General features: G+C 44.7%; 19 protein-coding genes and 2 pseudogenes. 4 read left to right on the top strand and 17 right to left on the bottom strand.

The genetic code is table 11. The annotated features are described in order from the left end of the window. Window positions 1–185: 185 nt before the first annotated feature. From F6K63_RS27590 to F6K63_RS27555, 8 genes and pseudogenes are all read right to left on the bottom strand, one after another. Window positions 186–827, bottom strand: a complete 642-nt coding sequence (locus F6K63_RS27590) for a LysE/ArgO family amino acid transporter (protein WP_008178299.1) — start codon at window positions 825–827, stop codon at window positions 186–188. Window positions 828–1,011: 184 nt separating this feature from the next. Then, a pseudogene (locus F6K63_RS27585) lies at window positions 1,012–2,118 on the bottom strand (ISAs1 family transposase); the annotation flags it as partial. Between the two features lie 6 nt (window positions 2,119–2,124). Then, window positions 2,125–2,319, bottom strand: coding sequence for a hypothetical protein (locus F6K63_RS27580; protein ID WP_131826941.1), 195 nt, complete (start codon window positions 2,317–2,319; stop codon window positions 2,125–2,127). Continuing rightward, a pseudogene (locus F6K63_RS38035) lies at window positions 2,261–2,692 on the bottom strand (hypothetical protein); the annotation flags it as partial. The gene F6K63_RS27580 and the pseudogene F6K63_RS38035, both read right to left, overlap by 59 nt. Window positions 2,693–2,847: 155 nt before the next feature. After that, window positions 2,848–6,126 carry a hybrid sensor histidine kinase/response regulator gene (locus F6K63_RS27570; RefSeq protein WP_287313653.1) on the bottom strand — a complete coding sequence of 1,093 codons (3,279 nt, stop codon included), beginning with the start codon at window positions 6,124–6,126 and terminating at the stop codon, window positions 2,848–2,850. A gap of 470 nt (window positions 6,127–6,596) precedes the next feature. Continuing rightward, window positions 6,597–7,352, bottom strand: a complete 756-nt coding sequence (locus F6K63_RS27565; protein WP_008178282.1) for a DUF1995 family protein — start codon at window positions 7,350–7,352, stop codon at window positions 6,597–6,599. A gap of 134 nt (window positions 7,353–7,486) precedes the next feature. After that, a complete protein-coding gene (locus F6K63_RS27560; RefSeq protein WP_287313651.1) occupies window positions 7,487–8,650 on the bottom strand; it encodes a cysteine desulfurase family protein in 1,164 nt (387 codons plus the stop codon). Between the two features lie 104 nt (window positions 8,651–8,754). Continuing rightward, window positions 8,755–9,135, bottom strand: a complete 381-nt coding sequence (locus F6K63_RS27555; protein ID WP_008178278.1) for a DUF7682 family zinc-binding protein — start codon at window positions 9,133–9,135, stop codon at window positions 8,755–8,757. A gap of 207 nt (window positions 9,136–9,342) precedes the next feature. Between F6K63_RS27555 and F6K63_RS27550 the strand changes: the two genes are divergently transcribed. From F6K63_RS27550 to F6K63_RS27540, 3 genes are all read left to right on the top strand, one after another. Then, window positions 9,343–10,803: a phospholipase D-like domain-containing protein gene (locus F6K63_RS27550; RefSeq protein ID WP_287313649.1), complete on the top strand. Its 1,461-nt coding sequence runs from the start codon at window positions 9,343–9,345 to the stop codon at window positions 10,801–10,803. A 625-nt stretch (window positions 10,804–11,428) separates the two neighbouring features. After that, window positions 11,429–12,655, top strand: coding sequence for an RNA-guided endonuclease InsQ/TnpB family protein (locus tag F6K63_RS27545; RefSeq protein ID WP_287313647.1), 1,227 nt, complete (start codon window positions 11,429–11,431; stop codon window positions 12,653–12,655). Window positions 12,656–12,705: 50 nt separating this feature from the next. Beyond that, the gene (locus F6K63_RS27540; protein WP_008178268.1) at window positions 12,706–13,857 is read left to right on the top strand and encodes an aspartate carbamoyltransferase catalytic subunit; all 1,152 of its coding nucleotides are present in this window, start codon (window positions 12,706–12,708) and stop codon (window positions 13,855–13,857) included. Window positions 13,858–13,877: 20 nt separating this feature from the next. Here F6K63_RS27540 and F6K63_RS27535 read toward each other — a convergent pair whose 3' ends face one another. The 6 genes from F6K63_RS27535 to psbP all read right to left on the bottom strand — a co-directional run bounded on the left by F6K63_RS27535 (window position 13,878) and on the right by psbP (window position 19,934). Continuing rightward, window positions 13,878–14,768, bottom strand: coding sequence for a DUF8581 family protein (locus F6K63_RS27535; protein ID WP_008178266.1), 891 nt, complete (start codon window positions 14,766–14,768; stop codon window positions 13,878–13,880). Window positions 14,769–15,183: 415 nt separating this feature from the next. Beyond that, window positions 15,184–17,271 (bottom strand): hypothetical protein, encoded by a 2,088-nt coding sequence (locus tag F6K63_RS27530; protein ID WP_008178262.1) that lies wholly within the window; start codon window positions 17,269–17,271, stop codon window positions 15,184–15,186. A 476-nt stretch (window positions 17,272–17,747) separates the two neighbouring features. Then, complete coding sequence (locus tag F6K63_RS27525; RefSeq protein ID WP_267871964.1) at window positions 17,748–17,873, bottom strand: hypothetical protein; 126 nt, start codon at window positions 17,871–17,873, stop codon at window positions 17,748–17,750. A 120-nt stretch (window positions 17,874–17,993) separates the two neighbouring features. Then, window positions 17,994–18,428, bottom strand: a complete 435-nt coding sequence (locus tag F6K63_RS27520) for a hypothetical protein (RefSeq protein WP_287313645.1) — start codon at window positions 18,426–18,428, stop codon at window positions 17,994–17,996. 158 nt (window positions 18,429–18,586) lie between these two features. Then, window positions 18,587–19,180 (bottom strand): Maf family protein, encoded by a 594-nt coding sequence (locus F6K63_RS27515; protein ID WP_287313643.1) that lies wholly within the window; start codon window positions 19,178–19,180, stop codon window positions 18,587–18,589. Between the two features lie 211 nt (window positions 19,181–19,391). After that, window positions 19,392–19,934, bottom strand: a complete 543-nt coding sequence (psbP, locus tag F6K63_RS27510; protein ID WP_044491972.1) for a photosystem II reaction center PsbP — start codon at window positions 19,932–19,934, stop codon at window positions 19,392–19,394. Window positions 19,935–20,138: 204 nt separating this feature from the next. Between psbP and F6K63_RS27505 the strand changes: the two genes are divergently transcribed. After that, window positions 20,139–21,179: a tetratricopeptide repeat protein gene (locus F6K63_RS27505; RefSeq protein ID WP_008178253.1), complete on the top strand. Its 1,041-nt coding sequence runs from the start codon at window positions 20,139–20,141 to the stop codon at window positions 21,177–21,179. A gap of 57 nt (window positions 21,180–21,236) precedes the next feature. On the opposite strand, the gene psb34 is transcribed toward F6K63_RS27505, so the two are convergent. The 3 genes from psb34 to F6K63_RS27490 form a co-directional block, all read right to left on the bottom strand. Further along, entirely contained in the window at window positions 21,237–21,416 is a 180-nt protein-coding gene (psb34, locus tag F6K63_RS27500) for a photosystem II assembly protein Psb34 (RefSeq protein ID WP_008178251.1), read from the bottom strand. A 162-nt stretch (window positions 21,417–21,578) separates the two neighbouring features. Then, window positions 21,579–23,594 (bottom strand): glycine oxidase ThiO, encoded by a 2,016-nt coding sequence (gene thiO, locus F6K63_RS38030; protein ID WP_008178249.1) that lies wholly within the window; start codon window positions 23,592–23,594, stop codon window positions 21,579–21,581. Window positions 23,595–23,920: 326 nt separating this feature from the next. Then, entirely contained in the window at window positions 23,921–24,415 is a 495-nt protein-coding gene (locus tag F6K63_RS27490; RefSeq protein ID WP_075873601.1) for a RodZ family helix-turn-helix domain-containing protein, read from the bottom strand. Between the last annotated feature and the right edge of the window lie 901 nt (window positions 24,416–25,316).

The raw sequence follows: 25,316 nt of genomic DNA, 5'->3' as shown, positions 1-25,316 counted from the left end.
CAATTAATTACCTGAGTAAGGTCTGCTGAATAAGTCGGATAAAAACAACTGAAGATCGATACGGCGGTTTGCATAACTATCAGCTACACAGAATTGTTTTAATGCTCCGAAATCCCTGCTCCCTGCTCCCTAAAAATCCAGAACTTTGTACCTAACTGAATTGCCAAGCGCTGTAAGCTTATTCCTCACAAAAACAAACTTATTGCAATCATAAACATAATAGCTCCGATTACTATGTCTAAAATTTTCCATGATCTTGGATTGCTGAAAATTGGTGACAGCATCCTTGACCCATAACCCAAGGTGAAAAAGAATATGAACGATGCCGATATAGCTCCCAGTGCAAATTGAATTCTTGCAGTAGAATAATGGGTGGATATTGATCCCACAAGCACAACTGTATCTAAGTACACATGAGGGTTAAGCCATGTGAAAGCAAGGCAAGTTGTAATAGCAATGGCAAGAGATGTTGAATCGTCAGTAGATGGAATTAAAGAATCAGATGATTTAGCAGCTAACCAGAAACTACGTATACCATAGCCTGTAAGGAAGATGGCTCCAAAATCTCTGGCAATCTCTTCTATCCAAGGTATTTCTTCTATGATTACATGAAATTCAGAAACACCAAAAGCTATCAAAATAGCATCTGATAAAGCACAAATTAAACAAATGATAAAAACATGCTCCTGCTTTAAGCCCTGTTTTAATATGAAAGCATTTTGTCCTCCAATTGCTACTAGTAAAGAAAAACCAAGCCATGTACCAGAAAGGAAAGCGGTGAGCATCTGTGATATTTTTTTGATATTTACAACCGTTGGAATAAACATAAAATGCTAGGAAAACTTCAACAATTTTCATCAGAGAAAGATTCTCTAGCATTTATCTCTCAAAACATCCTAACTTAGAGTAGACCTCTTGCAAAAGTATTTTTCTGCTGGGAGGGTGACACAGGGTACAGCGGCGAAAAATTATGACTCGGATAAGGCACGACTGTAAGGGAATCGAAGCTTTCAAAACCTTCAGCATATACCTTGTATCCATGCTGGCTCGCAACGCTAATTGACGAGTGCTACGTTTATAGCTTGTTTCAAGATTGAGTAAATTGAGACCCTTGCGCGCTTGAGTAAAGCCATATTCTGTGGGGTATGCCCTTTACCAATTCGGCTCCCATCCTCCCCAAAAGTCACATCTAATACCCAATGAAGTTGATTTTCAATGGACCAGTGTTTTCGGATAGCTTTGCCTAACTTTTGAGCATGGGGTGGTAGAGAAGTCAGGTAAAACATCACCTCACGAGTAGTCTTGTTCCACAGATCGCGGGTGCGAATAACCATCACAATAGTCTGTAATCCAGACCAGTGGGACTGCTTATATAAATCTTGGTCTAACGAGGCAAGAGTTACCGCCCACACAATCGCGCTTTTCAGTACGATTGTGTGCTGATTCTACCCTAATATCATAGCTATACTCAATATCCTCTTGCCTGATTAGCAACAGCAGCTTCTTTCCCATTGCTTCACCTGCGTGAAACTTAGTGGGATGATTTTTTTTGAGCGCCAAAACATAATCTCCACCCAAAGCACGGATATCATGGGTTATTTCATACTGAGTTCCCATGGCATCAATGGTAATTATGCAGAGATATCCAATAATTCTAGTAAGGCGCTTGATGGCTGTAATCTCATTGCTTTTATCGTCCACTTTAACAAGCCCTAGAAATAACCGATGCTCACTCGCGATCGCACTAACCACATGCAAAGCTGATTGTGCGAGGGTTAGATCATAGGAACCCTTGATTTGTTTGCCATCAATCGGAATCACCTGTGCCCCATTATCTGTCACTAAACTAGTTAACCAGCTCTGGAAGCTATCATCAAACACACTGGGGGATATTTGTTCAAACACTCGCCTGTAGGTATCTGCCGAGGGAATTCCATTGGGCAATGGTAAAAAGGTAGACAACCAATGGTAATGGCTGATTCCATAGGTTTCAATATCTTCCCATCCCCTCGCACCGACCATGGTAGCTAATAGTGAAATCGTGATAATACTGATAAATGGATGAAGCAGCCCTTGTTTACCTATTGGGTCTGACAGCTTCTCAAAATGTTCGAGCATTTGCGGCTATTGCTGTTGACTATCTCCGGCGGGCTTTAGTGGTAAGGATAATGGACTGGTTGCGGCGGTTTTAGTGGGTTTATTGAAGCCAATGACCATTGGATACCTTGATTGTGACATCGGTTCCCATAGCATATTATGAGTTCGTTTTTCCTGACTTGCTCTTTCCGGTTGAACATTGGGCACAGTGGATTTTCTCACAGCTGAAATATTCCTTGCCATCAAGTGGCATCAACAGCGTGTCAGCAAATCCTGGAAACTTCCTCAAATGCCCCTCGTTTTCCAGCATTTGCACAATTTACTCAAACACTGGTGACACACACTCAGGTAAGACTTGGTGGAGTAAACTTCGAATTTGGTTGTCGAGAGGCATGTGATGCACTCCAAACAGGCTTTGGGCGTTGCTGCACCCTTTGCTTTTTTCCATCTGGCGCTGGTAAGCTAGAAATGATGGGGTGTGGGTCAAGAACACACCAAAGGCACTTAAACCGGCATCTTCCATTCCATAGCGAGTGTTTTTGCCCGTGGGCAAGTCTTGCAGAGATTTCAGACAGGAGCGAAAAGAACTGACTATTGTGTTAAACAACTCTGGTGCTTTGGCTCGCTTCAACTCTCTTGAGTGATCTAGATGATATTAATACACTATCGGCATTTCCACAATTTGAACACCTATTTCCCAAAATGAGAATTGCTGAGCAATGACTAATGCCAACGGGTAGCTGGCATTATCTATTCTTGATTACTTCCAGCTAACAACACTTCCCCTTGCCTGATTCGTTGGGCAGCATCTAGTAACACGTCTTCTAGATAGGGTTTGGTAAAATAGCCTCTAGCACCGAGATCAGCAGCTACTTTCCGGTGTCGATCAGCACCACGAGAGGTGAGCATGGCCAGGGGTATTTCACACAAATCTGGGTCTTTTTGAAGGCGAGATAGCAGTTCTAAACCATCCATTCTGGGCATTTCAATGTCACAGAATACGATCTCGCAAGGCAAACCAGACCGGAGTTTATCCCAGGCTTCTTGACCATCACGGGCTTGTTCTACCCGATAACCAGCTTTACTGAAGGTCATAGAAAGCAGTTCTCGGACTGTGATTGAATCATCCACAATCAACACCATGGGATCAGATTTGATGAGATTGACCTCGGCTCCGCTGGCAGTCGGAGTTTCCATCCTTTGCCAGATCGCAACACCACCATCTTTACGAATCCGACCCATAGCAAGGTCAATCAGTTCTAGGACGTCAGCAATGGGCATTACTCGACCATCCCCTAAGACGGTCGCCCCGGTAATGCCTACTGGCTTGGGTGCAGGGCCTTCGATTTGCTTAATAACAATTTCTTGCTCCCCCAATACCTGATCAACCTCTACGGCGAGCATGTTACCTGTACTGCGCAGTACCACCACAGAAATCAGGTTGTCTTCCCTTTGGCTGCCATAGACGCTCGCCCGGCTGAGTTGGCTATGGTAGGTCAGCAATTCTGAGAGGGGTTTGAATGGGATCTGGCTGTCCCGCCATTGAAGAAAGGCTTGACCTTGAGAATTGGTCTGAATGCAGTCAGGGGAGACATCCTGCATGTCTTCGACCCCATCCATGGGAAAAGCAATTCTGGCGCGATCGCTTACACAGCAGAGGGCTTTACAAATACTCAGGGTCAGGGGTAAGCGAATGGTAAAGGTGGTTCCTTCCCCGAGAGTAGAGTCGATAGTAATGGTTCCCCGAATTTCACTTAAGCAGGTGCGCACCACATCCATGCCTACCCCTCGACCTTTGGTGTCAGTCACTTTCTCAGCAGTGGTGAACCCAGGGTGGAAGATAAAATTGAACAACTCCAAGTCGCTCAGGGTTTTTGCCTCAGTTGGGGAAATGAGATTCTTTTCAAGGGCTTTAGCTCTAATTCGATCTGGATCAATGCCCCCCCCATTATCCGAGATGGAAATCACCGTCTGATTTCCCTGGTAGAATGCCCCGAGGGTGATTTTACCCGCCCTAGGCTTCCCTGCAGCCAGCCGTTCCTCTGGTAGCTCAATTCCATGGGTAATGGCATTGTTGACCAGGTGGGTCATAGGATCATAGAGGTGTTCCAAGATCATTTTATCAATCAAGGTTTCCCGCCCCTCAACGTGTAGCTCGGCTTCCTTGCCTTCCTGCAAGGAAATTTCCCTGACTGCACGGGGCATTCGGTCTGCTGCTTGGGCAAAGGGCACCATACGCGATCGCGTCAGTCCTTCTTGGAGTTGATTGGTTACCTGTCTGAGGGTACGAGTTACTTGGTCGGTTTCATCCACCAAAAACTCAATGTCAGACGCCGACTCCTTAACCCGGACAATCAGCTCAATGATCTCTTGGGATAGCAAATGGAAGCCTGTAAAGCGGTCCATTTCCAGGGGGTGATACTCTTCTAAGGTCGAGGAATTCTGGTTTCCTTGTTCCCGTTCTTGGATACTTGTAGTTCGGTAAATCCTACTACTAGACAATAGGGAATTTTCCAGCAGGGTTCGCTCATACAAGTCCCGCATTTTCAAACCCACATCGTTGAGGCTCGATACCTGATGGGATAAATTATCTAAGAATTGCCGCAGCCGTTCTTGATCTTGCTCTAAGGTATTGCGACCAACCACCAGTTCTCCCACTAAATTGCTCAGGGTGTCCAGTTGTTTAACCGGTACCCGCATGGTTTGTTCAAATAGCTTAGACCTCGGACGCCTTGTTTGGCGAGACAGCTCCTGATTCATCCCTCCTGGAATAGCAGAGATGCTTTGATTTGCCTGCTGTAGCAAGTCCTCGAGGTCTTTAAAGTCATCCTCTACTGAATCCGCCTGATTGGTTTTCGGGGTTTCTTGGTCTAGGGAGTGGTTAGGTTCAGGGCTACTAGTTTCATTTAATAGGAGTTCTAGTTCATCAAATATTCTTTTCTGCTCTGATACCACCTCAGCAGTGGGTAAGGTCACATCCAGAGGTTTTATACTGTCAAAATCAACGTTTTGGTAATGTGCGGTAGCTTCTGCCAACAGCTGCTCTAATTGCTGCCATTGATCTTGGGTTGTTGGTAATGGTTTTGGTGATGAATCTGGTAATTTGTTTGATTTTATGGGATGGGATTTTCTATTTTTTCCTTTGACAGTTGGACTACGAGTGGGTGTAGACGCCTCACTGGGTCGAGCTGAAGTCGAGGTGGGCTTTGGAGACCCTGTGGTTGATGGGGAATTAATTGCTGGCTGTTCATGGTTTGCAGGGGGGTGATTTGGAATCAGCTCCAAGTCATTGACCAGATTGAAATCTTCATTCAGGTCGGTGTGGGTGGGGTCCGGGTGTGGGGTGCTTGGTGGGATAGGCTGCTGTTTGCCCATCCCATAACTATCTAATTTGGTGGGAGGAGTACTTTCCGAGCTTGAGCTATTTTCTTCAAAAAAGGTATCATCAAATAAACTACTTAATTCGTCCGCTGGGTTAGTTTTTTGAGTTAGGCTCCCCTCACTACTCCCAAAAGAAAGTAATTCTTCAAGGTCTTTATCTGTCAGGCTTGGAGTAAGGTTAGGTTGACTATCCTTTCGAGTTGACTCCCTTGACTGTAGTAACTCAAAGGCTGCTTCTTCTGGAAATTCCTCATCGAACAAACTGAGTAAATCTTCCTCGGTAGATTCTGCTGCCTCCGGAATGTCCAACTCATCAAGTTCTTTAATCAGGTCAGATAAATCCTGTGGTTCGTCTGTAGTGATAGAATTGTCTGATTGGCTAGACAACTGCTGGTTATCTGGAGCGATAATTTCTTCTTCTTGCCAGGTTTGATCCAAATCAGGGGTCTGACCTTCAAATATATCAGCTAAGCTATTTAGTTCTTCCATGCCAACTTTCGGTTCTCCAGCATCATCGGTCTGGTATGGGATGATATCAGTAGTTGGTTTTTCCACTTCCTCTATATCAGGTATATCTTCTAGGAAGTTATCTAGGTTAAATTCGTCTTTGATTACTGCTGGTGGCTGAGCATCTAGGTTGTTAGACATTCGGAAAGCATTAATTCCACATTACGCGCACATTTTTCACCTTTTGCCTTGGCAAGTTCGCCGCTTCCCTCTATGATAGTTGTGACATAATCCTACACTGACTCTGCTCTTACACAGCCGCTCCGCGAACGATTTCAGTGTAGGCTTCTTGCCAACTCCACCCAACGGTAACGGATACTCGGCAAGCTTTATTGACGACACGAGATGCCCCTCCGCGCCGGAAAAATACCAAAAAATTTTATCTATTTTAGCTAGTAGGTCGCGGTTAGCTCTTAATTTGATTACCCTACTATATTCATTATAGACGATAACAACAGACGATAACAAAGTATCAAAGTTCCTGTCCGCCATTCATCCAACTAACTAGCCAAGACGTAGCTTAACACGCGCCGCTCTATACAGACGAGGTTTTTTTGCCTCGCTAGGTAGATTTTTGATAACGTTTTTCTGACCTGAGCTCAACTGTGAGTTCAACGACTCAGAGCATTTAAGAATTTCTGGATACCTGAGAATAACGACTGTTTTTTTTGGGCAGATGGTATATTTTGAGCATCTTCTGGGCTAGTCGTGTTAACTAGACTTGCCTTAAGTATAATTTGATCAAGAGCCTCTGCTGTCGGTTTGCTAGGTTCTTCAGTCACCAACTGATACTCATCATCTATTTCTAGCCATACTTGCCACATAGAAGGATAACAACGCCATAGAGCACCCCCTGGAAAGGGTCGCAGATAATAACAAGACTCTAGGGTTTTCAGAAAGCGATCGCGTAACTGACGTGCGGCATAGCCAATCCCTACAATAGAGACATCTTCCAGTTGAGGATTTAGGATCACACAGGGGCGATCCCCCGCCAAATTGCAAATCTTTTCCACTTGGGCTACTTCCACGGCAGACGGGCCCACTAGCAAGAAAACCTGGTCATCATCTTCAATTCTAGTTTCTGCTGGGGAGCGACTGGTACCAACATCAGTAATTTTAAACGGTACCTCTCCCCAGTCACGAAGGGCAAGGGCTGAAGCACCGGTATCAGGAAAGAAGATTTTCAGTCCGGGGCCATACTGCTCAAAGATAGGAATAAATTCCTGGGCAATTGACTGGGCTTGGAGGGCAATTTCTGGAAAGACCAACTCCACTTGTACCCTGGTTTGACCGTCATCTAGGGCGGCTTTGGTCGCTTGTTTAGCTTGAGCGATCGCATCTTCTAAGCTCAAAGGAAGTTCATTCATGAGTCTGTCTGTGTGTTAATCAAAAACTCTAATATTAATGGCTTAAAAGAAAAAGGAAAACTAATGTCTCGCCACATTAATCGAGCGCCAATCCACCCTACCCATAGGAGCAATTGAGCCTTTTTTGAGCAAAGTTAGACCTTAGATAATTCTGGTTGTGGCATCAGTCGTTCCAAAATTTGCTTGAGTACCATCACCGTCCAATCTACATCAGCTTCTGTGGTATCTCGCCCCAGGGTCAACCGAATTCCAGCCAAAGCAGCTGGCTCGTTGTAACCCATTGCTAACAATATCGGACTTGGACTCAGTTTACCACTGTGGCAAGCTGAACCTGCACTAATACCAATACCAGCCTGATTAAACTGGCGCACTATAGTTTTGCCAGTCACCCCCCCAGTAGGGGAAGTCAAACAGAAACTAACGTGATGGGGTAAGCGATAGTCTCTAGAACCAGTGGCAATGAGATAGGGAGTATCAGCGAGTTGGTCAAACATGCGATCGCGTAATCGAATTAACCGAGGTGTCTCTGTTAGCATTTGCGCTGCTGCTAGTTCTGCCGCGATTCCAAACCCAGCAATTACTGGCAACGCCTGGGTTCCAGACCGCAATCGGGATTCTTGTCCACCACCGGAGATCAGGGGCACTAACTCTACACCAGGGCGGATATACAGTGCCCCTGCTCCCATCGGACCATAAATTTTGTGACTGGAAATCGACAGCAAATCCACCGGTAGTCGTTGAACATCGATAGATAGCCGTCCGGCTACTTGAACTGCATCGGTATGAAACAGCACACCCTGTTCACGAGCAATTTGTCCTAGTTCATCAATAGGTTGGAGTGTACCTACTTCACTTTGACCGTAGATGACGGAGACTAAAACCGTATTTGCCTGTAGGGCAGCTTTTAAATCACTGGGATTGACCCGTCCCAGAGAATCCACTGGTAGCCTGGTCACTTGCCAACCCCACTGCTCCAACATGGCCACTGGTTGAGCGATCGCAGAATGCTCTACACTAGAAATAATGATATGCTGGGGTTTTTTGTAGCCTTGGGCAACCCCCATCACTGCCAAATTATCCGCTTCAGTACCGCCAGAGGTAAATGTAATCGATTCCGCTGGTGCATTGATTAACCTAGCTACCTGTATTCTAGCTCGTTCCAGTACAATGGCCGCTCGCTGACCCCACTGGTGTAAGCTAGAAGGATTACCCCACTGCTGGGTAAGCACATCTTGCATAGTTTTAATGACTTCTGGGCGTGGTGGTGTGTTGGCGCTATAGTCCAGATAAATTTGCATGGGTTTTCAGGCAACCAGCTATCTCTATCTTAAGCATATAACCTTTCCAGGTCTCTCTCCAACTGATGACTAATAACTGAAAACTAATAAGTAATGACTAATAACTAACCACCTGGTTTACCAACATTATAGTCCTCGTGGGACAAAACCGCGTGAGGAACCAATAAGCTACCCTGGTCGTGACAAATCATTCGGTAGTTGCGCGTTACAGGAATACTGATGATCCAGCGGTTGTGGCGCAGCCGCTTGCCACCAAATTCTCTGTAATCCTGGTGATTTTCCAAACCAGCGATTATCCCACGGGCTTTGACCACCACATGGGTAGGAAGGTTTTTTAAGTCAATGGGATCATCTTCAAAACTAGACTCCCACTGCCGTTTTTGCTGTTTTTTCTCTTCCCGTGCTCGGTTTTTTTGATCACATCGGTGGCATGTTTTACCATACCCCTTGTGGCCACACGGGAATGTTTTCTTTCGTCTTGGCATAAGACACTAGTTCGGGTTAAAGTCCCTAACCCGCTAATTAGGCTTTGGTGTAAACCATTCCATAAAAAAAGGCAATTAGGGGAGGGAGTTGAACTTGATGGCAACTGATATCCCCTGGTATTTTATGTTAATTCAACAACTGCATCTATTTGAAGATTGTGCTGTTAGCATGGGGAAATCAGCTATCCAATCGGGTTTTTTGATGCCTTGAGTTCCCAACCAGCGTGCATTTACTGGAATTTGTATTATCTTTTGCTGATACTATTGATTTTGTGTGGCTGTCAACAAGCTCAGCCACAGGTATCTATTGAACCCCCTCTGCCCCAAGACCCTTGGGTTCAGGCTTACTTTAATCATAGTAGGTCAGCCCAATACACCGATCCTTACCGGGGAGTAACTCGGGAGGGAGATAACTTGGAGCAAGTGATTGTGGATGCGATCGCATCAGCAAAGTCCACAGTAGATGTGGCGGTTCAGGAGTTGCGTATGCCCAGAATTGCCCAAGCTTTAGTAGAACGTCAGCAAGCTGGTGTCAAGGTCAGAGTCATTTTAGACAATAACTACAGCCTTCCGGTAAGTCAACTGACCGCTGAGTCAGTGGCAAAACTCCGCCAAAGAGAACGCTCACGCTACAATGAGTCCCTAATATTGATCGACCGTGACGGAGATGGTCAGCTCAGTGCAACGGAAATTTCAGAAGGAGACGCTTTAATCATCTTAGGAAATGGTGGTGTACCTATGATTGATGACACAGCGGATGGTTCTCGGGGCAGTGGCTTAATGCATCATAAGTTTATAGTTATTGATAACAAAGTTTCTATTATTACCTCAGCCAACTTCACTCTTAGTGATCTACATGGTGACTTTCAGTTTCGAGAGAGTCGTGGCAATGCCAACAATCTACTCAAGATTGACAGTGTAGAGTTAGCTAAGCAATTCACCCAGGAATTTAACCTGATGTGGGGAGATGGTGCTGGCGGTAAACCAGACAGTAAGTTTGGTCTCAAGAAGCCATCGCGACCAGTAGAGCAGGTCACACTGGGGGATACAACTGGGGGGGATACAACTGGGGGGGATACAACTATCGCTATACAATTCTCCCCAACCTCCACTACTAAACCTTGGAATCAGAGTAGCAATGGTCTGATCGCTCAAATCCTTCCTCAGGCTAGGGAAACCATTCACATAGCTTTGTTTGTCTTTTCCGAGCAACGGCTAACCAATGTTTTAGAGGAATCCCATCAACAGGGTGTTCAGCTCAAAGCGCTAATTGAGCCAAGTTTTGCCTTTCGCTATTACAGTGAGGGTTTGGACATGATGGGAGTAGCTGTTGCTCACAAGTGTCAATATGAGAGTGGTAACCGTCCTTGGCGTCAACCGATTGCTACCGTCGGTGTGCCTCAGTTGCCAGAAGGAGATGTCTTACATCACAAATTTGCCATTCTCGATGGAAAGACAGTGATTACAGGCTCTCACAACTGGTCAAAAGCAGCAAATACTAGGAACGATGAGACCTTGTTAGTTATTCATAGCCCTATGGTTGCTGCCCATTTTGAACGGGAGTTTCAACGCCTCTATGGCAAAGCAGTGAAGGGAGTACCAGTTAGAGTTCAGCGAAAGATTAAAGCACAACAACAAAAATGTGTGCCTCTTGATCCACATTCTTGAGTAGAGCATACTATTGAATAGTTAGCATGACGGGTTATACCCCTCAATTAAATAGATGTGTTATATCAAGTCCAGTTAATCACTTTTAAAATGGTCTGTTGTTTTTTGTCGTTAGTCATTAGTAATTGGTAAAACCTCCACCTGCTAACCTTAATCGATATCTAGGGTTTCCTGGGTGTCAGAAATTCTCAAAGCTGTTAGCTGTCCGGTAAAAGAAGCCCCACATCTCAATGCTACGCCATGAGTGTGGTCAGAAGTTACCGCAATCAGAGGGTCGCCTTTATAGTTGGCAGGCTATGCATAAAAGAGGTGCGACCCGTGGCGAATTTAATTACGGGTCAAGCGCACCTTTGGTTAAAACTCGTGGAATAAGGCTCCACTCTTCTAAGGTTTCATCTCCGGGATGAATTTTGCACAGGATATGCACGGGACAGGGAAGCGAGCTATTAAGCTTCTTACTAATTCAGATCAAGTCATTCCACGTCGTTCTGCTTCTTGCTGTAACTGTCTTTTCTCGAAGTCAGTAATCCTGATTATCAGTTTCTTGTCTTTCATTTTTGGGTTGTCATAAGTTTATACACTTTATTATAATTAGAGTCGGTCGATAAGTAGGATGAAAACGAACATGAGAATAGCATATCAGTATAAATTGAAACCGACAAAAGTACAGAAAATATTGATAAACAATTGGCTGTCAATGTTATGCGCTCAATATAACTACCTTTTGGCCGACCGGTTTTCCTGGTATGAACAAAATCGCTGTTCTATCAATGCTTGTCCCCTTGTCTGCCATCTTCCCGATCTAAGAAATAATCCCGATTATTTTAGTCAAAATAAAACTCTCCCAAACCTCAAAAAAACTCATCCTTGGTATAAAACAGTTCATTCTCAGGTACTTCAGGATGTAGTAAAAAGAGTTAAATTGGCTTTTGATAGGTTCATAAAAGGAGATAGTAATGGGAAACGGAGCGGGAGACCTAGATTCAAAAAGCGTCATCGCTACCGTACTTTTACTTATCCACAAATGAAAGAGGGGTGCTTGGAGGGTAATCTGATCAACCTACCAAAACTAGGAAAGCTCAAAGTCATCCTTCATCGCCCAATACCTGCTGGATTCAAGATAAAAACAGCAACTATCACCAAAAAATGTGATGGCTACTATTTAGTTTTATCTCTGGAAGATAAAACAGTTCCTGAGATAAAACCTGATATTAACCCTGACTCAATAGTTGGTATTGATGTTGGCCTCAAAGAGTTTTTGACTACTTCTGAAGGGGAAACCATTAATATTCCTCAGTATTATCGGAAGTCTCAAAAACGGTTAAAGGTTATCCAGAAACGAGTATCCCGACGCCAGAAGGGAAGTAACAACAGACTTAAGGCTATCAAGCAACTTGGAAAACAGCATAAAAAGGTAGCAGATAAACGGAAGGATTTCCACTTTAAAACAACCAATTATTGGCTATCAAAGTATGATGTAATCGCCCACGAAAAGCTAAACGTTAAGGGGATGGCTAAATCCCGATTGGCTAAATCTGTGTTGGATGCTGGGTGGTCAAGCTTCCTGGCGATACTGACAAGCAAAGCCTTGAATGCTGGCTTGTTGGCTATTCCAGTAAGTGCTCAGAACACCTCACAGAATTGTTCCAATTGCGGGAGGAAAGTTCCTAAAAAACTGCATGTCAGATGGCACGATTGTCCTCATTGCGGGTGCAGTCTTGATAGAGACCATAATGCAGCGATAAATATAAAAAACAGAGCGGAAGGGCAGTCCGTTCTTAAAGCCCAGCGCCTCCTAAGCAATAGCCGGATTGGCTGGGAAGCCTACACTGAACCCAACGGGTCAGTGTAGGAGCTGTCACGAGCAGCAAAACTAAGTTATTTAATTGCTTGACGACTTATATGGCAAATGCCACCTGGACTCGCCGCCATATTCTTGCCCTGGCTGATTTTACGCCAGATGAATACAATACAGTTTTACAAACTGCCTCTAGTTTTCGGGAGGTACTGTCCCGACGCACCAAAAAGGTACCTGCATTACAGGGTCACGTGGTTGCAAATTTGTTTTTTGAACCATCAACCCGTACTCGTAGCAGTTTTGAACTAGCGGCTAAACGTCTTTCTGCTGATATCCTAAACTTTGCACCAGGAACATCTTCCTTAAGCAAGGGCGAAACGATTCTTGATACAGCAAAGACTTACCTGGCAATGGGAACTAATATGATGGTGATTCGCCATCGGCAGGCGGGAGTTCCTCAAATTATTGCTACTGAGATGAATCGACTCGGTGTCCAGGTAAGTGTACTTAACGCTGGTGATGGTCAACATGAACATCCTTCTCAAGGATTGCTGGATTTGTTTACAATTTGTTCTTGCTTAGACTGGGACAATCCCCGCATAGAACTGCTTGCTGGAAAAAAAGTTACCATTGTTGGAGATATTTTGCACTCACGAGTTGCCCGTTCCAATATCTGGAGTCTCCTGGCGACAGGTGCAGAGGTTCATCTGGCTGGACCACCTACCCTACTTCCGCAATTATTTGCTGAATACAGTAGTACTCGTCTCCAACAACCTAGGGAAAAGCAACAGCAAGAGTTATGGGCTAAGTCTAGCCTTGGTCACCAGAGGCAGTACACCGAAACCCCTGTGATTTTAAAAACAACGGTACCGATCACAAGTCAAGCCAGCCATTCCCTTACGTCTACGCAACAGTTACCAATTAGTCATCCTAAGCTCTATATTCACTGGGACATTGAACCAGCACTAAAAGATGCTGACTTTGTCATGACCTTGCGGCTGCAAAAAGAACGTATGACGAGTCATTTGTTGCCTAGTTTGAGAGAATATCATCAGCGTTATGGGATTACCCGGGAGCGCCTCCAACTTTGCCAACCCAATGTTCACATTCTCCACCCTGGTCCAGTTAACCGAGGGGTTGAAATTAGTTCTGAGCTGATGGATGATCCCGAGATTAGCTTAATTCCTCAACAGGTGACTAGTGGAGTTGCGGTTAGGATGGCGCTGCTTTACTTAATCGGTAGTGGTAAGTTGTGACAGCTCATACCCTGAGTACATCAATTGCGCCAAGGTAAACCGTCACCATTACCCCATCTCACTGACCCCTGTACCAAACCCAAAATAAACTCTAGCAATCCTCTCCACTGCTGTTGACTAGCAGTGACTCCTTGCTTATGGATGTGTAGAATCAAATCTCGATCAGGATGGTTAACAATTTCCTGAGCATAGCGGTTGATCACATCACCATCTAGTTGAATCACAGTTTGGGCGCAAATTAAATCATTGATTGACTTGACATTTGCCCGTTGCTGTGAATTAGTTTTTAGCAATGCCTGATTCCGACTATCCAGTGCTGCTTTTAGTTCACTGAGCTTACGCAAACAACGCAAGAAACGATTGTTCTTAAGAATCTGTTGCGCTTGAAGCATTTCTTCTGAACTGCTGGTTTTAGTAGGGTTTGGTAGTCGGGTGTTAATTTGGTGCAATTCTACTGTTGGGTCGGTGAGGATTTCTTGGCCTCCTCTAGCCTGCTCTAGAACAGTGGGATCATACAAGGGTGAATGGGGATCACTCAGAAGCACGGTGTACTCTAGTTCTAAGGTTTTACGTAACTCAAGGTAGCGATCGCGTAAAGACTGATGAATTCCCTGTTGCTCTAGATAGTCTGCTGAGATCGGGTAAATATCCCGGTAAGTTTCCCAGGGGATGAACTTATCTCCCTTAATTTCCTCCACTACCATGGTGTTAACTTCTAAAGCTGTGATGTCAATCAAGACATCCCCCAAAGAGCCATAAAATTCATCAAGGGTTTGACCTAATCTAGAGGTAACATCAGGTGCGACCCGTGGCGAATTTAATTCGCCAAGGTCAAGGGCACCTCGTTTGAAAGGTGATGTTGCATCAGTAGTTGCTGGTTGCTTACGGTTTCTGGTCTTGGTCACGGCCATCGTAATTGTATAGTAACTACCCTAATATAAGTGGATATAAGTGGAAGAATTATCGTAAGCATTCAGCAGTCAGCCGTCAGCCGTCAGCCGTCAGCCATTCGCTACGCGAACAGTAGTGTGGCCATAAGCCATAAGCCATAAGCCATAAGCCATAAGCCATAAGCCATAAGCCATAAGCTGATAGCTGATAGCTGATAGCTGATAGCTGATAGCTGATAGCTGATAGCTGATAGCTGATAGCTGATAGCTGATAGCTGATAGCTGATAGCTGATAGCTGAATGCTTACGAATTATCGATTTCGACTCCTCCATGGAATCAAAATCGACCTAGGGCAGTCTGTAGATCACACTTAAGAGTATGATGTAAAGCTTACTGCTTATCCTTTAGCGCCAGAAAAAGCTAATTACCCCCAGATTAATCCTCTTTTTTACGTGGTTTTTTAATAAATAGTGACTCTTCTAGGCTAGGCCAATTATCATCATCAAGTTTTATGGGCTCAGATTCAGTCTGTTGTGCCACAGGAAAGTCAAACAAATCTTCCATGAGGTCCTCAGATGCTTTCTCTGATTGATCGGTGATCTCAGAGATTTCTAGAAACGGATCTAACTCTTGAGATTCATCCTGATTAACTTTATGGTTATCAGTTAGGTCATCAGTTAGGTCATTGGTCAGTTCTGAAGTATCTGGATCTTCCGAAGGTGCCGATAGATCCAAGCTATTTCCTAGAGATGGATAAGATTCCAGTTCATCAGTTGGGAAATCATCCCAGTCTTCATCAAGTTCTAAATCTGTTGCTGATCCATTGAGATTGCTTGGTGCAGTGAACGGATTAGCGTTTTTCGTTAATGTATCCCACTCATTATCCTCAGAGACATCCAATGAATCTATCTCAGGAGTGGTCAATTCTAGTGATGACTCCTGCGGTTGTTCCAACATCCAATCATCCCAATCCTCATTTTCTTCTAGCTCCAATGATTCTAGGCTAAGGATGTTAGTTTCTGCATCAATCTGTTGTGTGTCTTCTTCAAACAAATCACCCCATTCCTCTTCTAATTCATGGTTTGAAGCCTCAGTTGTGGGTTCTGGTGATAATGGTGTTGACTCCAAATCTTCTAATGTCAGGAGTTCCCAATTTTGATTATCCACTGCATCGGATGGCTTTAAATCAGCAGGTTCCGATTGTTCTTCAACGAATTCCTGCCATTGTTGATCAATTTCTGCATCTGAAACGTCTTGGTCACTTAGCTCCTGATCAGGCACAGATTCCAGTAATTCCCACATCGAGTCATCCCAATCGTCCTGTTCAGTTTCCGCTTCTAATGCCTGGGTGCTATCTGTGGATGGCATCAGTGAGGATTCCAGTTCGGCTGAGGGGACTTCTAGCAATTCCGGCTCAGTTTCTAGGAAAGAGTCGGGACTAGCCTGGGTTTCTTCTGGAACTGGGGGTGGAGGTACCAAGATTGACTCCAGTTCTGGTGCCGTATCCGGTAGGAAGTCAGGAATAATCTCTGTTTCTTCGTCAATGGGGGGTGGAGTTACCAAGACTGACTCCACTTCTGGAGCCGTATCTGGTAGCAAGTCAGGACTAATGTCTGTTTCCTCTTCAATGGGGGGTGGAGGTACCAAGACTGACTCACTTTCTGACCACCTATCCTGTAGGAAGTTTGCTATTGCTTCTTCCTCCTCCAATTCAGTAGTTTCTGGCAATTCATTACTCTCAGTAATCTCTGGAAACAAACCAGCGTCAGAAACTACTTCATCGACTACTTCATCGACCAATCCAGGTTTTATGATTGGCTCAGTTACGGTGTAGGGATTCATCAATGAATCATCAAGTTTCCCTGGGGTAGGAGTTGTTACAGACTCAAGGTCAGCAGAGATGGTTGGAGGTGTCTCTGGTGCTGCCTGAGTCGGTTCGACTTCGGCTGGGGGAGTTTCTGCTACTAACTCCGAGGCAGACGCAACTGCTGCTGCTGCCAATCCAGTCCCCAAAACCGCTTTAGTAACTGTATCGACACGATGCTCTGTCTGTGACTCGACTGACTCGACTGACTCTATGGCTACTCTAGTTTCAGTTACCGGTTCTATGCTTGGTAATAAATGGGTTTCGCCCCTAGGGGATTCAGGCTCTATAACCCCAGTAGTGCTAGTTGGGTAACCTAGAGTGAGTAGAACCTCAAAGAGCTTATGCAGACTCTTGAGGTTGCTCTGAATAATTTGATTGCCTTGAGCCACCTGATCATTGTGAAATTGCCGCAGTTCTCTATAGCGACCATTGCCGATAAACTGGTCTCCTACTTCATTATCGATGGCACCGTTAATAGTATCAATGCGGGTACACATACGATGACCAGGTTTTGCCTGGGCTGCATCTAAATCCGTATTGGTGTCAGCTACCCAGGTGGTAATTTTCAAATCAACTGCTTCGCTCAGGGCTAGGACAAGAGCCTCTTTAATATTCCCTGTCTTAAGGTATTGTCTGAAGTCATCGCTAGGAGCCATAATAATATACTCGCGCTTATTAGGGTAGTTTTGTAATTTAGTTTAGATTGACTAATAATAAATAGTTTTTGATATTCCCACGTCCACCCTTGGGTTATAGTGGTAGGATTCTTTAAAGGATATAGCTTTTGTTGAAAGTTTCTCAGTGACTGTGAAGACCCAACCGTCAACCGTCAACAAACACTTGGTTATTTAAATTCTTTAGGTTAAATTTATATCAGACCACAACCAGTTAAGCAACCTAGCAGTGGCCATTACTGCTGAACACTTTGCCTGTCGCCGAAGTAGCAGATCACCTCAATACATTGATTCAATCTTAGGCTTACTGGGTTAGGCTTGCTGGTATGTTTGTGGTATAATTAATAGGTTTTGCGTGGCATGCCAAGCCAAAGCAATGCGCGCCTTTGAATCAATTACCTTTAGCAGTTGTTATTCCCTGACGATAGTAGGTCTGTTTAACAGTAAGAATAACTAAATTATGCCTGAATTTCTGCATTTATGACCGTGGCTAAAGGGTTGGTCTCATTACCACGCAGGCTTAAACTGTGGTATTGGTAGTCACTTGGCTTGTTACGGTCGTTACCAGGGTTTTGCGATCGCATGGTTGGCATTCTATATGCTATCTGTCGCTATCTGTAGGGTGCGTTAATAAAGCAGCGTAATCGTTATAGCGGTTCTGATAGCAATGAGGTACACAGGATTTTTTTCCTATTCCCTATTCCCTATTCCCTATTCCCTTTTTTGGAAGATAGACTAGAGCTACTATCAGTAACTAGGTCAGACCCTTGAGGTAGCTGACCCATGGTAGTACTCAGAACAGTAAACAGTTGTTGCAAATTTTCCAAATTTTGCTGAATAGTCTGGCGTCCTTGTTGTACCTGCTGTAGGTGAAATTGCTTCAGTTCAGTGTAAGGTCCATTGCCCATAAACTCTGAACCAACTTCGTTGTTGATTTCACCATCAACAATATTCATGCGAGTACGCATTTGACAATCAGAGGTTGGCTGGTCTAGCTCAGCTGAGGAATGAGGAGCTGGGCTAGATGAGGATACCCAAGTCGTAATTTCTAACTCCACTGCTTCACCTAGGGATAGGGTCAGGGCATCCCTAATGTTACCTGCCTTGATTTGTTGTTTAAAGTCGTCTTTAGTGGTCATAGATTTTTTTGTTGCCCTAGTCCTTAGTTCTTAGTTCTTAGTTTTTAGTAGTCAGCTAACAGTCTACTGGTAATTACAAGCGATGCAGCGCCGACCTGCGGGGGTTTCCCCCACTCCCGCTTTGCATCAAGAAAATGACTAATCACCAATTACTATACCTATTGCCAAAAATCAGTAACTTCATATCCTAGTTCCTGTAACATTCGATGGAGTAGGGGTAAGCTAAGACCAATAACATTACTATGACAGCCTTCGATTTTGTCAACAAAGATTCCCCCTCTACCTTCCAAAGCAAAGGCACCAGCACATTTAAGGGGTTCACCAGTAGCAACATAGGCTTCTATAGCGCGATCGCTTACATTGGCAAAATAAACTCGTGTTACACCACAGCGCACTATGGTTTTGTTCCGAGATAAATCAATTAAAGCATGACCTGTATAGAGTTCTCCAGTAGTCCCTCGCATCTTTTGCCAACGAGCGATTGCTTCAGAGGGGTTAGCGGGTTTGCCATAAATCCCACCCTCCATACTCAATACAGAATCACAGCCTAATACCAGAGCGTCACTAAATTGATCAGCAACAGTTTTTGCTTTTTGTTCAGCTAGAATCTGCACTAACGTTGCTGGTTCTGGATGCTGCACTTGAGATTCGTCAAAATTGCTTTGGCAGACCACCGGTTCAATACCAGCAGTTTGCAACAATCGTCTGCGAGCATTAGAAGCTGAAGCTAATACAAAAGTCGGCACATCCATATAGCAATTTTCAGAAACGTTTGAGCGACATTGCTTATTTTTTTAAGGCAATAGGCAAGAGGGTTTTAAGGAAATCAGCGTCAAAAAAGACTGTACCTGATTAGCACGCCTTTGGCGAACAACTAAACAACCAAACAACCAAACAACCTGTAACCTTCAACCCTTCAAACCTGCTACCTTGGCCTTTAGGCCACCCTACGCGAACAACTGTTTAATAGTTCACTGAAAAGGACTTAACCACTGCCTCCAATAAATTTTTGGTCTTACCCCAGCGTCGTTCGGTGGTGGAAGCATTGAAGGTGTAGAGCTTGCCACGGTTGACCACCACACTGGCGAGGTTGTGCCGTTCTTGGTTGGGAAGTTGGACGTTGTATTCTAAAAGGTAATACGTCTTTTCTGCTACCTCACGAGCTTCAGCATTAACCAACTCGGCTGTGCGACCAGAATCGGGAGGAGCAATGGCATTTTTTTGCAGCTGATACCCCACTTCTGAGGGTGTACCTAAATCAGCAAGGCTCTTGCCTTCCGGCACTGGGCTAATCACCACACTAACATTTTCGGTGGTTTCTATAATATCGTGGAACACTACATCGGGTCCATCAGTCACCTTGATCGGGACCCAACCGTTGGGATACAAAAACTGATAACCGTTAAGGCTGTCTACATAGCTTTGTAGACCACTGGCACCAGTTGTGCAGCCATGTATAGCCAGACTCAACACTAGCAGCAGTAGTGGTGCAATTTTCTTGAGCATCTCTTTGAGCATCTCTATTAAACGTCAACTCAGCTGCTTAATTGTCTCATCTTTAACTAATCGTACTTGCCCCTATGTATTTTCTGTTACCGGTTGGACACTCACCAGATGTGTGATAGATAGTTAAGTCAAGTTAATAGAGCGATTTTAGACAACTGCACACGGTAACAATTCTGGAAATCATCAGGCTTTGTAAGGAATACCATGAAACCAACTTATTTAACTATCTCTAGTCTAGGACTTGCCACAATACTGACTGGATTTACCGCAACTGTCTATGCTCAGCAGGAGCCACTTCCAGTTCCAGTCATTATCCGATCTGAGCCAGATAATCAAAAGCCTACGTCAAAGCAAGAGCCAACTAATACTGAAGCCCAACCTGTGGAGGAGAAACCAGCTACTACTCAAGCCCAACCTGTGGAGGAGAAACCAGCTACTACTCAAGCCCAACCTGTGGAGGAGAAACCAGCTACTACTCAAGCCCAACCTGTGGAGGAGAAACCAGCTACTACTGAAAAACCCTCTGTTGAGAAAGACCCTTTTAATACGGAATTGCCAGTGAGAACTATACCCCGGATGAGTGCTGTTGAATTCTACAACCGGGGCGTGGATCAACTAGATAATGGTAATTATCCAGAGGCAATGGCAAATTTCAAACAGGCTTTGCAGCTGGAACCCTATGACCCTGATATAAACTACAATCTCGGCTACGTCCACCACATTCAGGGGAATTATCAAGAAGCGATTGATAATTACACTGCTGCTATCAAGATTAAAACCGACTATGGTGAAGCCTATAGCAACCGTGGTTATGCCTATTTTGTGCAAAAGAAGTTCATCGAAGCGATCGCTGATTTTTCCAAGGCTATTGCTCTGACACCCGATAATGATACGGTTTATCTCAGTCGAGGTAATGCCTACAGTGAAGTAGATAACTATTTCCAAGCAATTGCGGATTACGATCGAGCTCTCTCGATTAACCCTAAAAATGCTATGGCTTACTACCAACGCGGTTTAACTCGCAGTAAGCTCAAACAGTATCAAGCTGCTGTAGCTGATTACACAGAAACTCTAAAAATTGAACCCACTTTTGCCGATGCGTTTTATAAACGGGGTCTAGCCAGACTTGACCTCAATAAGGTTGAGGAAGCGATTCAGGATTTCAAAAAAGCGGCTGATTTATTCCAAGAACAAGGCAGAACTGAAAATTATCAAGAAGCGATGGAAGCCATCAAAAAGCTTTAATGGCAACCAGACCCTTGAACTGAAGTGGCTTTTCAACAGCTTTCTTCTGTGCAGTACCTAGCTCACACCAGAGGCTGAGAAAGCCACAAAGATCAAGCCACTTACTAAAATCAGGGCTGTTAGACCCAAGATCAGGTAGTTGCGCTTTTCTGCTGCAGTGGGTGGCTCTGCCTGGTAAACTTTTGGCTCTTTAGCAAAATTGTTTAAACGCCCGCCCTCTTCTACTGTATATGGCATGGATTACAACCTTTTTTTACTTTATTTATATAAATGTAACAAAGAATGTAACAAAAATTGGCATAACTACTCTTCAGTTTTCCTGATTAGCTTGATTTGTTACGTTAAAGTATTAATCCAGTCCTAGACCTTGACAAGTTCTTTGATCTATGAATTTGTAAGCTAGCTAATGGTACCAGTCAAGGGTGAGCTAGCGCTAGCATAGTTTTTAATTGGAATACGACCAGCTAGGTAAGCCAGACGACCAGCTTCGGTGGCCATTCCCATCGCTTTTCCCATCATGATCGGATTACCTGCTAATGCGATCGCACTATTAATCAATAACGCATCTGCCCCTAACTCCATCCCATAGGTGGCTTCACTGGGGCTACCTATGCCAGCATCTACCACCACCGGCACTCCAGCTTCCTCAATGATGATTTCAATATTGGCAGCATTCTTGATGCCCTGTCCCGAACCAATGGGTGAACCCAAAGGCATCACCGTAGCACATCCTATCTCTTCTAGGCGTTTGGCTAATAACGGATCCGCATTAATATAGGGTAAAACCGCAAACCCTTCTTTTACCAGTTGCTCTGCTGCCTGTAGAGTACCAATGGGGTCAGGGAGTAAATACTTAGGATCAGGAATCACTTCCAGTTTCACAAAATTATTGTCTTCTTGACCCAATAGCTTCGCCATTTCCCGACCAAGCCGTGCCACTCGCACCGCTTCTTCCGCCGTTTTACAGCCTGCGGTGTTGGGTAACATCCACAGTTTCCTCCAATCCAGGGATTCCGCTAGCCCTTCGTGTCCTGGTGCTTTAGTTTGTACCCGACGCACAGCCACCGTTACAATTTCACTGCCACTAGCGGCAATACTTTCAGCCATTACCTGTTGAGAGTCATACTTACCTGTGCCAGTCATCAGACGAGACCGAAAGGTTTTTCCCGCAATGGTGAGTAAATCAGCTGGGGATGGTTCCTTCCCATTGTCAGAGTGAGAGTCCCGGACCGTACCAGAATTATAGTGCAGCACTGGTGTTGAGGAGGAGTTACTAGATAATCTTATTAGATTAGGACTGCTTTGACTTGAGGCTGGTTGATGGTAAAGTCGGTCGTATCGAAATTGATCTAACAATGGGTCAGACTTTTGCTTCTCAATCAGGTCAGCCAGCAACAAAGCTGTTACCGGAGCCAGCAAAATACCGTTGCGGTAGTGACCCGTAGCCAGGCTCAGGTTTTGGCAAGGACCAGTGCCAAGAATTGGTAATTCGTCAGGTGTTGCTGGTCGAAATCCCCACCAACACTCATGAATCGACCAGTGTTGGATTTCCGGATATAGCCGGATAGCTGATTCTAACAAACGGTTAATTCCAGCAGTAGTGTTGTCAGGCTGCCAACCCACATCCTCTACTGTTGCACCAATCAGAATTCGTCCATCTCGACGGGGGACTAGATAAACCTCAGAGCCATGTAACACTCGCTGTAGTGGCAAGGGGTGTTGATAATTTTTAGTGGCTTTTACTGACAGCATCTGACCTTTTTTTGGAGCCACTGGCAAGGGCAACAGTTGATTAGACCAGGCTCCAGTTGCCAGGACATAATGGTCTGCATGGAGTTCCCCTGCGGAGGTTCTAATCCCAGAGACTAAGCGATTGCGCTGCTGAATTGCCTCCACAGCTATCCCTTCACGCAGCTCTACTCCCCATTCTTGGGCAGCCAGTCCCAGGGCTTTACTGAGTGCTTGGGGAACCACCTGAGCATCTTCTGGGTACCACCAACCACCAACCACTTCTGAGCTTAAACCGGATTGATAGCAATGAATTGTATCTTTGTCTAACCAGTCAGCAACTCCGGTTTGGTTGCTGAGCTGGTGTTGCTGATTTCCTGCTGCCCCTTCATAGACCGGTGCTAAAAAGCCACAGGGCCAATAGCCCGTTGCCACACCAGTCATCTGTTCCAGTTTGGTACACCATTGAGGATACAGTGAGTGGGACCACAAGCCTAAATCTAGCATCGGACCAATGGGGAGCGCTTCTGAGAATGGTGCTAACATTCCCGCTGCAGCTAGGGTGGCACCTTCTTGGAAATTGCGGGTGACAACAGTTACTGTTGCCCCACGCTGTTTCAGTTCTACAGCGATCGCTAAACCGATAATGCCACCGCCAATAATCAGAATGTCACTTGCTGCTTTCATAGGTTAAGGAGAGTGGAGACTAGGGATTGGGGAAAGTATCAAGGATGAACTATCAAGGATGAACTATTAAGTATGAAGTATCAAGGATGAACTATTAAGTATGAAGTGGGAAGTGGGAAGTGTAACTCGTAGGTTGTGGATAACGTTTTTAGTCAACCTTAAGTCCGATCAACCCATTTCCTCCTTCAACCTTTATTTTTTATCCTTTTTACTTCAAGCTTTATTCTTCAACCTTTATTTTTCATCCTTTCTGCTTTTGACCCATCCCCTAATCCCCAATCTCTAATCTCTTCCCCAACCTTTTAAACAACTACAGGTAGTGCCCTTTACCATAGGGCTGGTATGGGGTCATTATCTTCGTATACTACTGTACCAGAACTTCCTGTAGTTGCTGAGCTTGCTGTAGTCGCTGGAGCACTAGACTCACTGATGACGGTAGTTCCTTGAGCAACAGTATCCTCCTCTGGCTGTGCAAAGGGATCAGTTGTAGTCGGCTGTGCTTGTGCGATCGGTTGCTCTGGTTGAATACTCGGTGTTTCAGCTTCTGTAGTTGATGGGTCTTCTAACAGTGCTGTATCCGTTGGTTCTGCCTCCTCCTGGTTCCTACCCAGATTAAAGAAGGGAATGTTAAAGCGAGAAGCCTTTTCTTCCTCAGCTTCAGGAATTGGTTCTACTTGATTTGCACTCTGGGGAGCCTCTTCGATTTGGCGACCCTTACAAGCACTAACTGCTCCTAGGAGAGCAACCAGGACTAATAATTTGGTAGTTAACCTCATATATTTGTTCATACTCTGATTCGATATCAAGAATTGTGTTTCCATGACTTAATACCTGTGTGTCGAAGTAGGGAATTTACAGATGTGTCCCTTTTCGGTGAACACACCCGCCCATAATATACCAGTTGAGTTCTCCGGAGGTCACTAGAAAAGAAAATTGTTCATTTTCTTGATGCAAAGGGCGAGTAGGGGTTTCCCCCTTTGGCCGACTGCATCGGTTTGACCCTATCCCCTGCACCCATCTAGCGCACCGGTATGATTTTTACCCAAGGCGCGGAAATCGTCTTGTGAATTACCAGACTCCAAGCTGACGCTACGGTACTGGCTTGTCACTTGACCGGGGATTGCCTAAGTTGAGTTTTGCGACTAAGCTGAGGTTTTACATCCCCGACCTGTTGCAACAGTCCCACGCCCATCAGACCGATAGCATTTCGATTACGTGAACGTGGGATAGGTCAACAGGTTTTTTTTGACTTGGTTATTGTCAATCTAATTTACTGTCAACATAAGCATTCAGCCGTCAGCTGTCAGCCGTCACGTTATTTTATTCAAAAGCACCAATCAGTAGGTTGGCCTTTGGCTGATAGCTGATAGCTGATAGCTGATAGCTGATAGCTGATAGCTGATAGATTAACTTTCAACATTATCATGTTTCTAGTAAATTTTTGATCATTTTGTTGATCAATTTGGATTTTTTCCCGGGATTGACCAGATCAAAATTACTTGGAGGATGTCCAGGTATCCCGAGACCAAAATTGCCTATGATGGCACGAGACTTATGGCATCCCCCAACTCTCAACCATTAGTTAACCATTAGTTAACCATTGCTAAATGTGCCTTAGCTTACATTCTGTTAGCACTGATGGGGAGATCGGGTAACAGAGGATGATTCAAAAGCTAACTGACTCAGTGCGATCGCTAACTGCTTCTGCTAATACACAGTTAA

It is taken from the genome of Moorena sp. SIO1G6 (assembly GCF_010672795.1).
Lineage (GTDB): Bacteria > Cyanobacteriota > Cyanobacteriia > Cyanobacteriales > Coleofasciculaceae > Moorena > Moorena producens.
The sequence above is the reverse complement of the archived record's forward strand: the minus strand, read 5'-3'. Positions and strand labels throughout refer to the sequence as shown.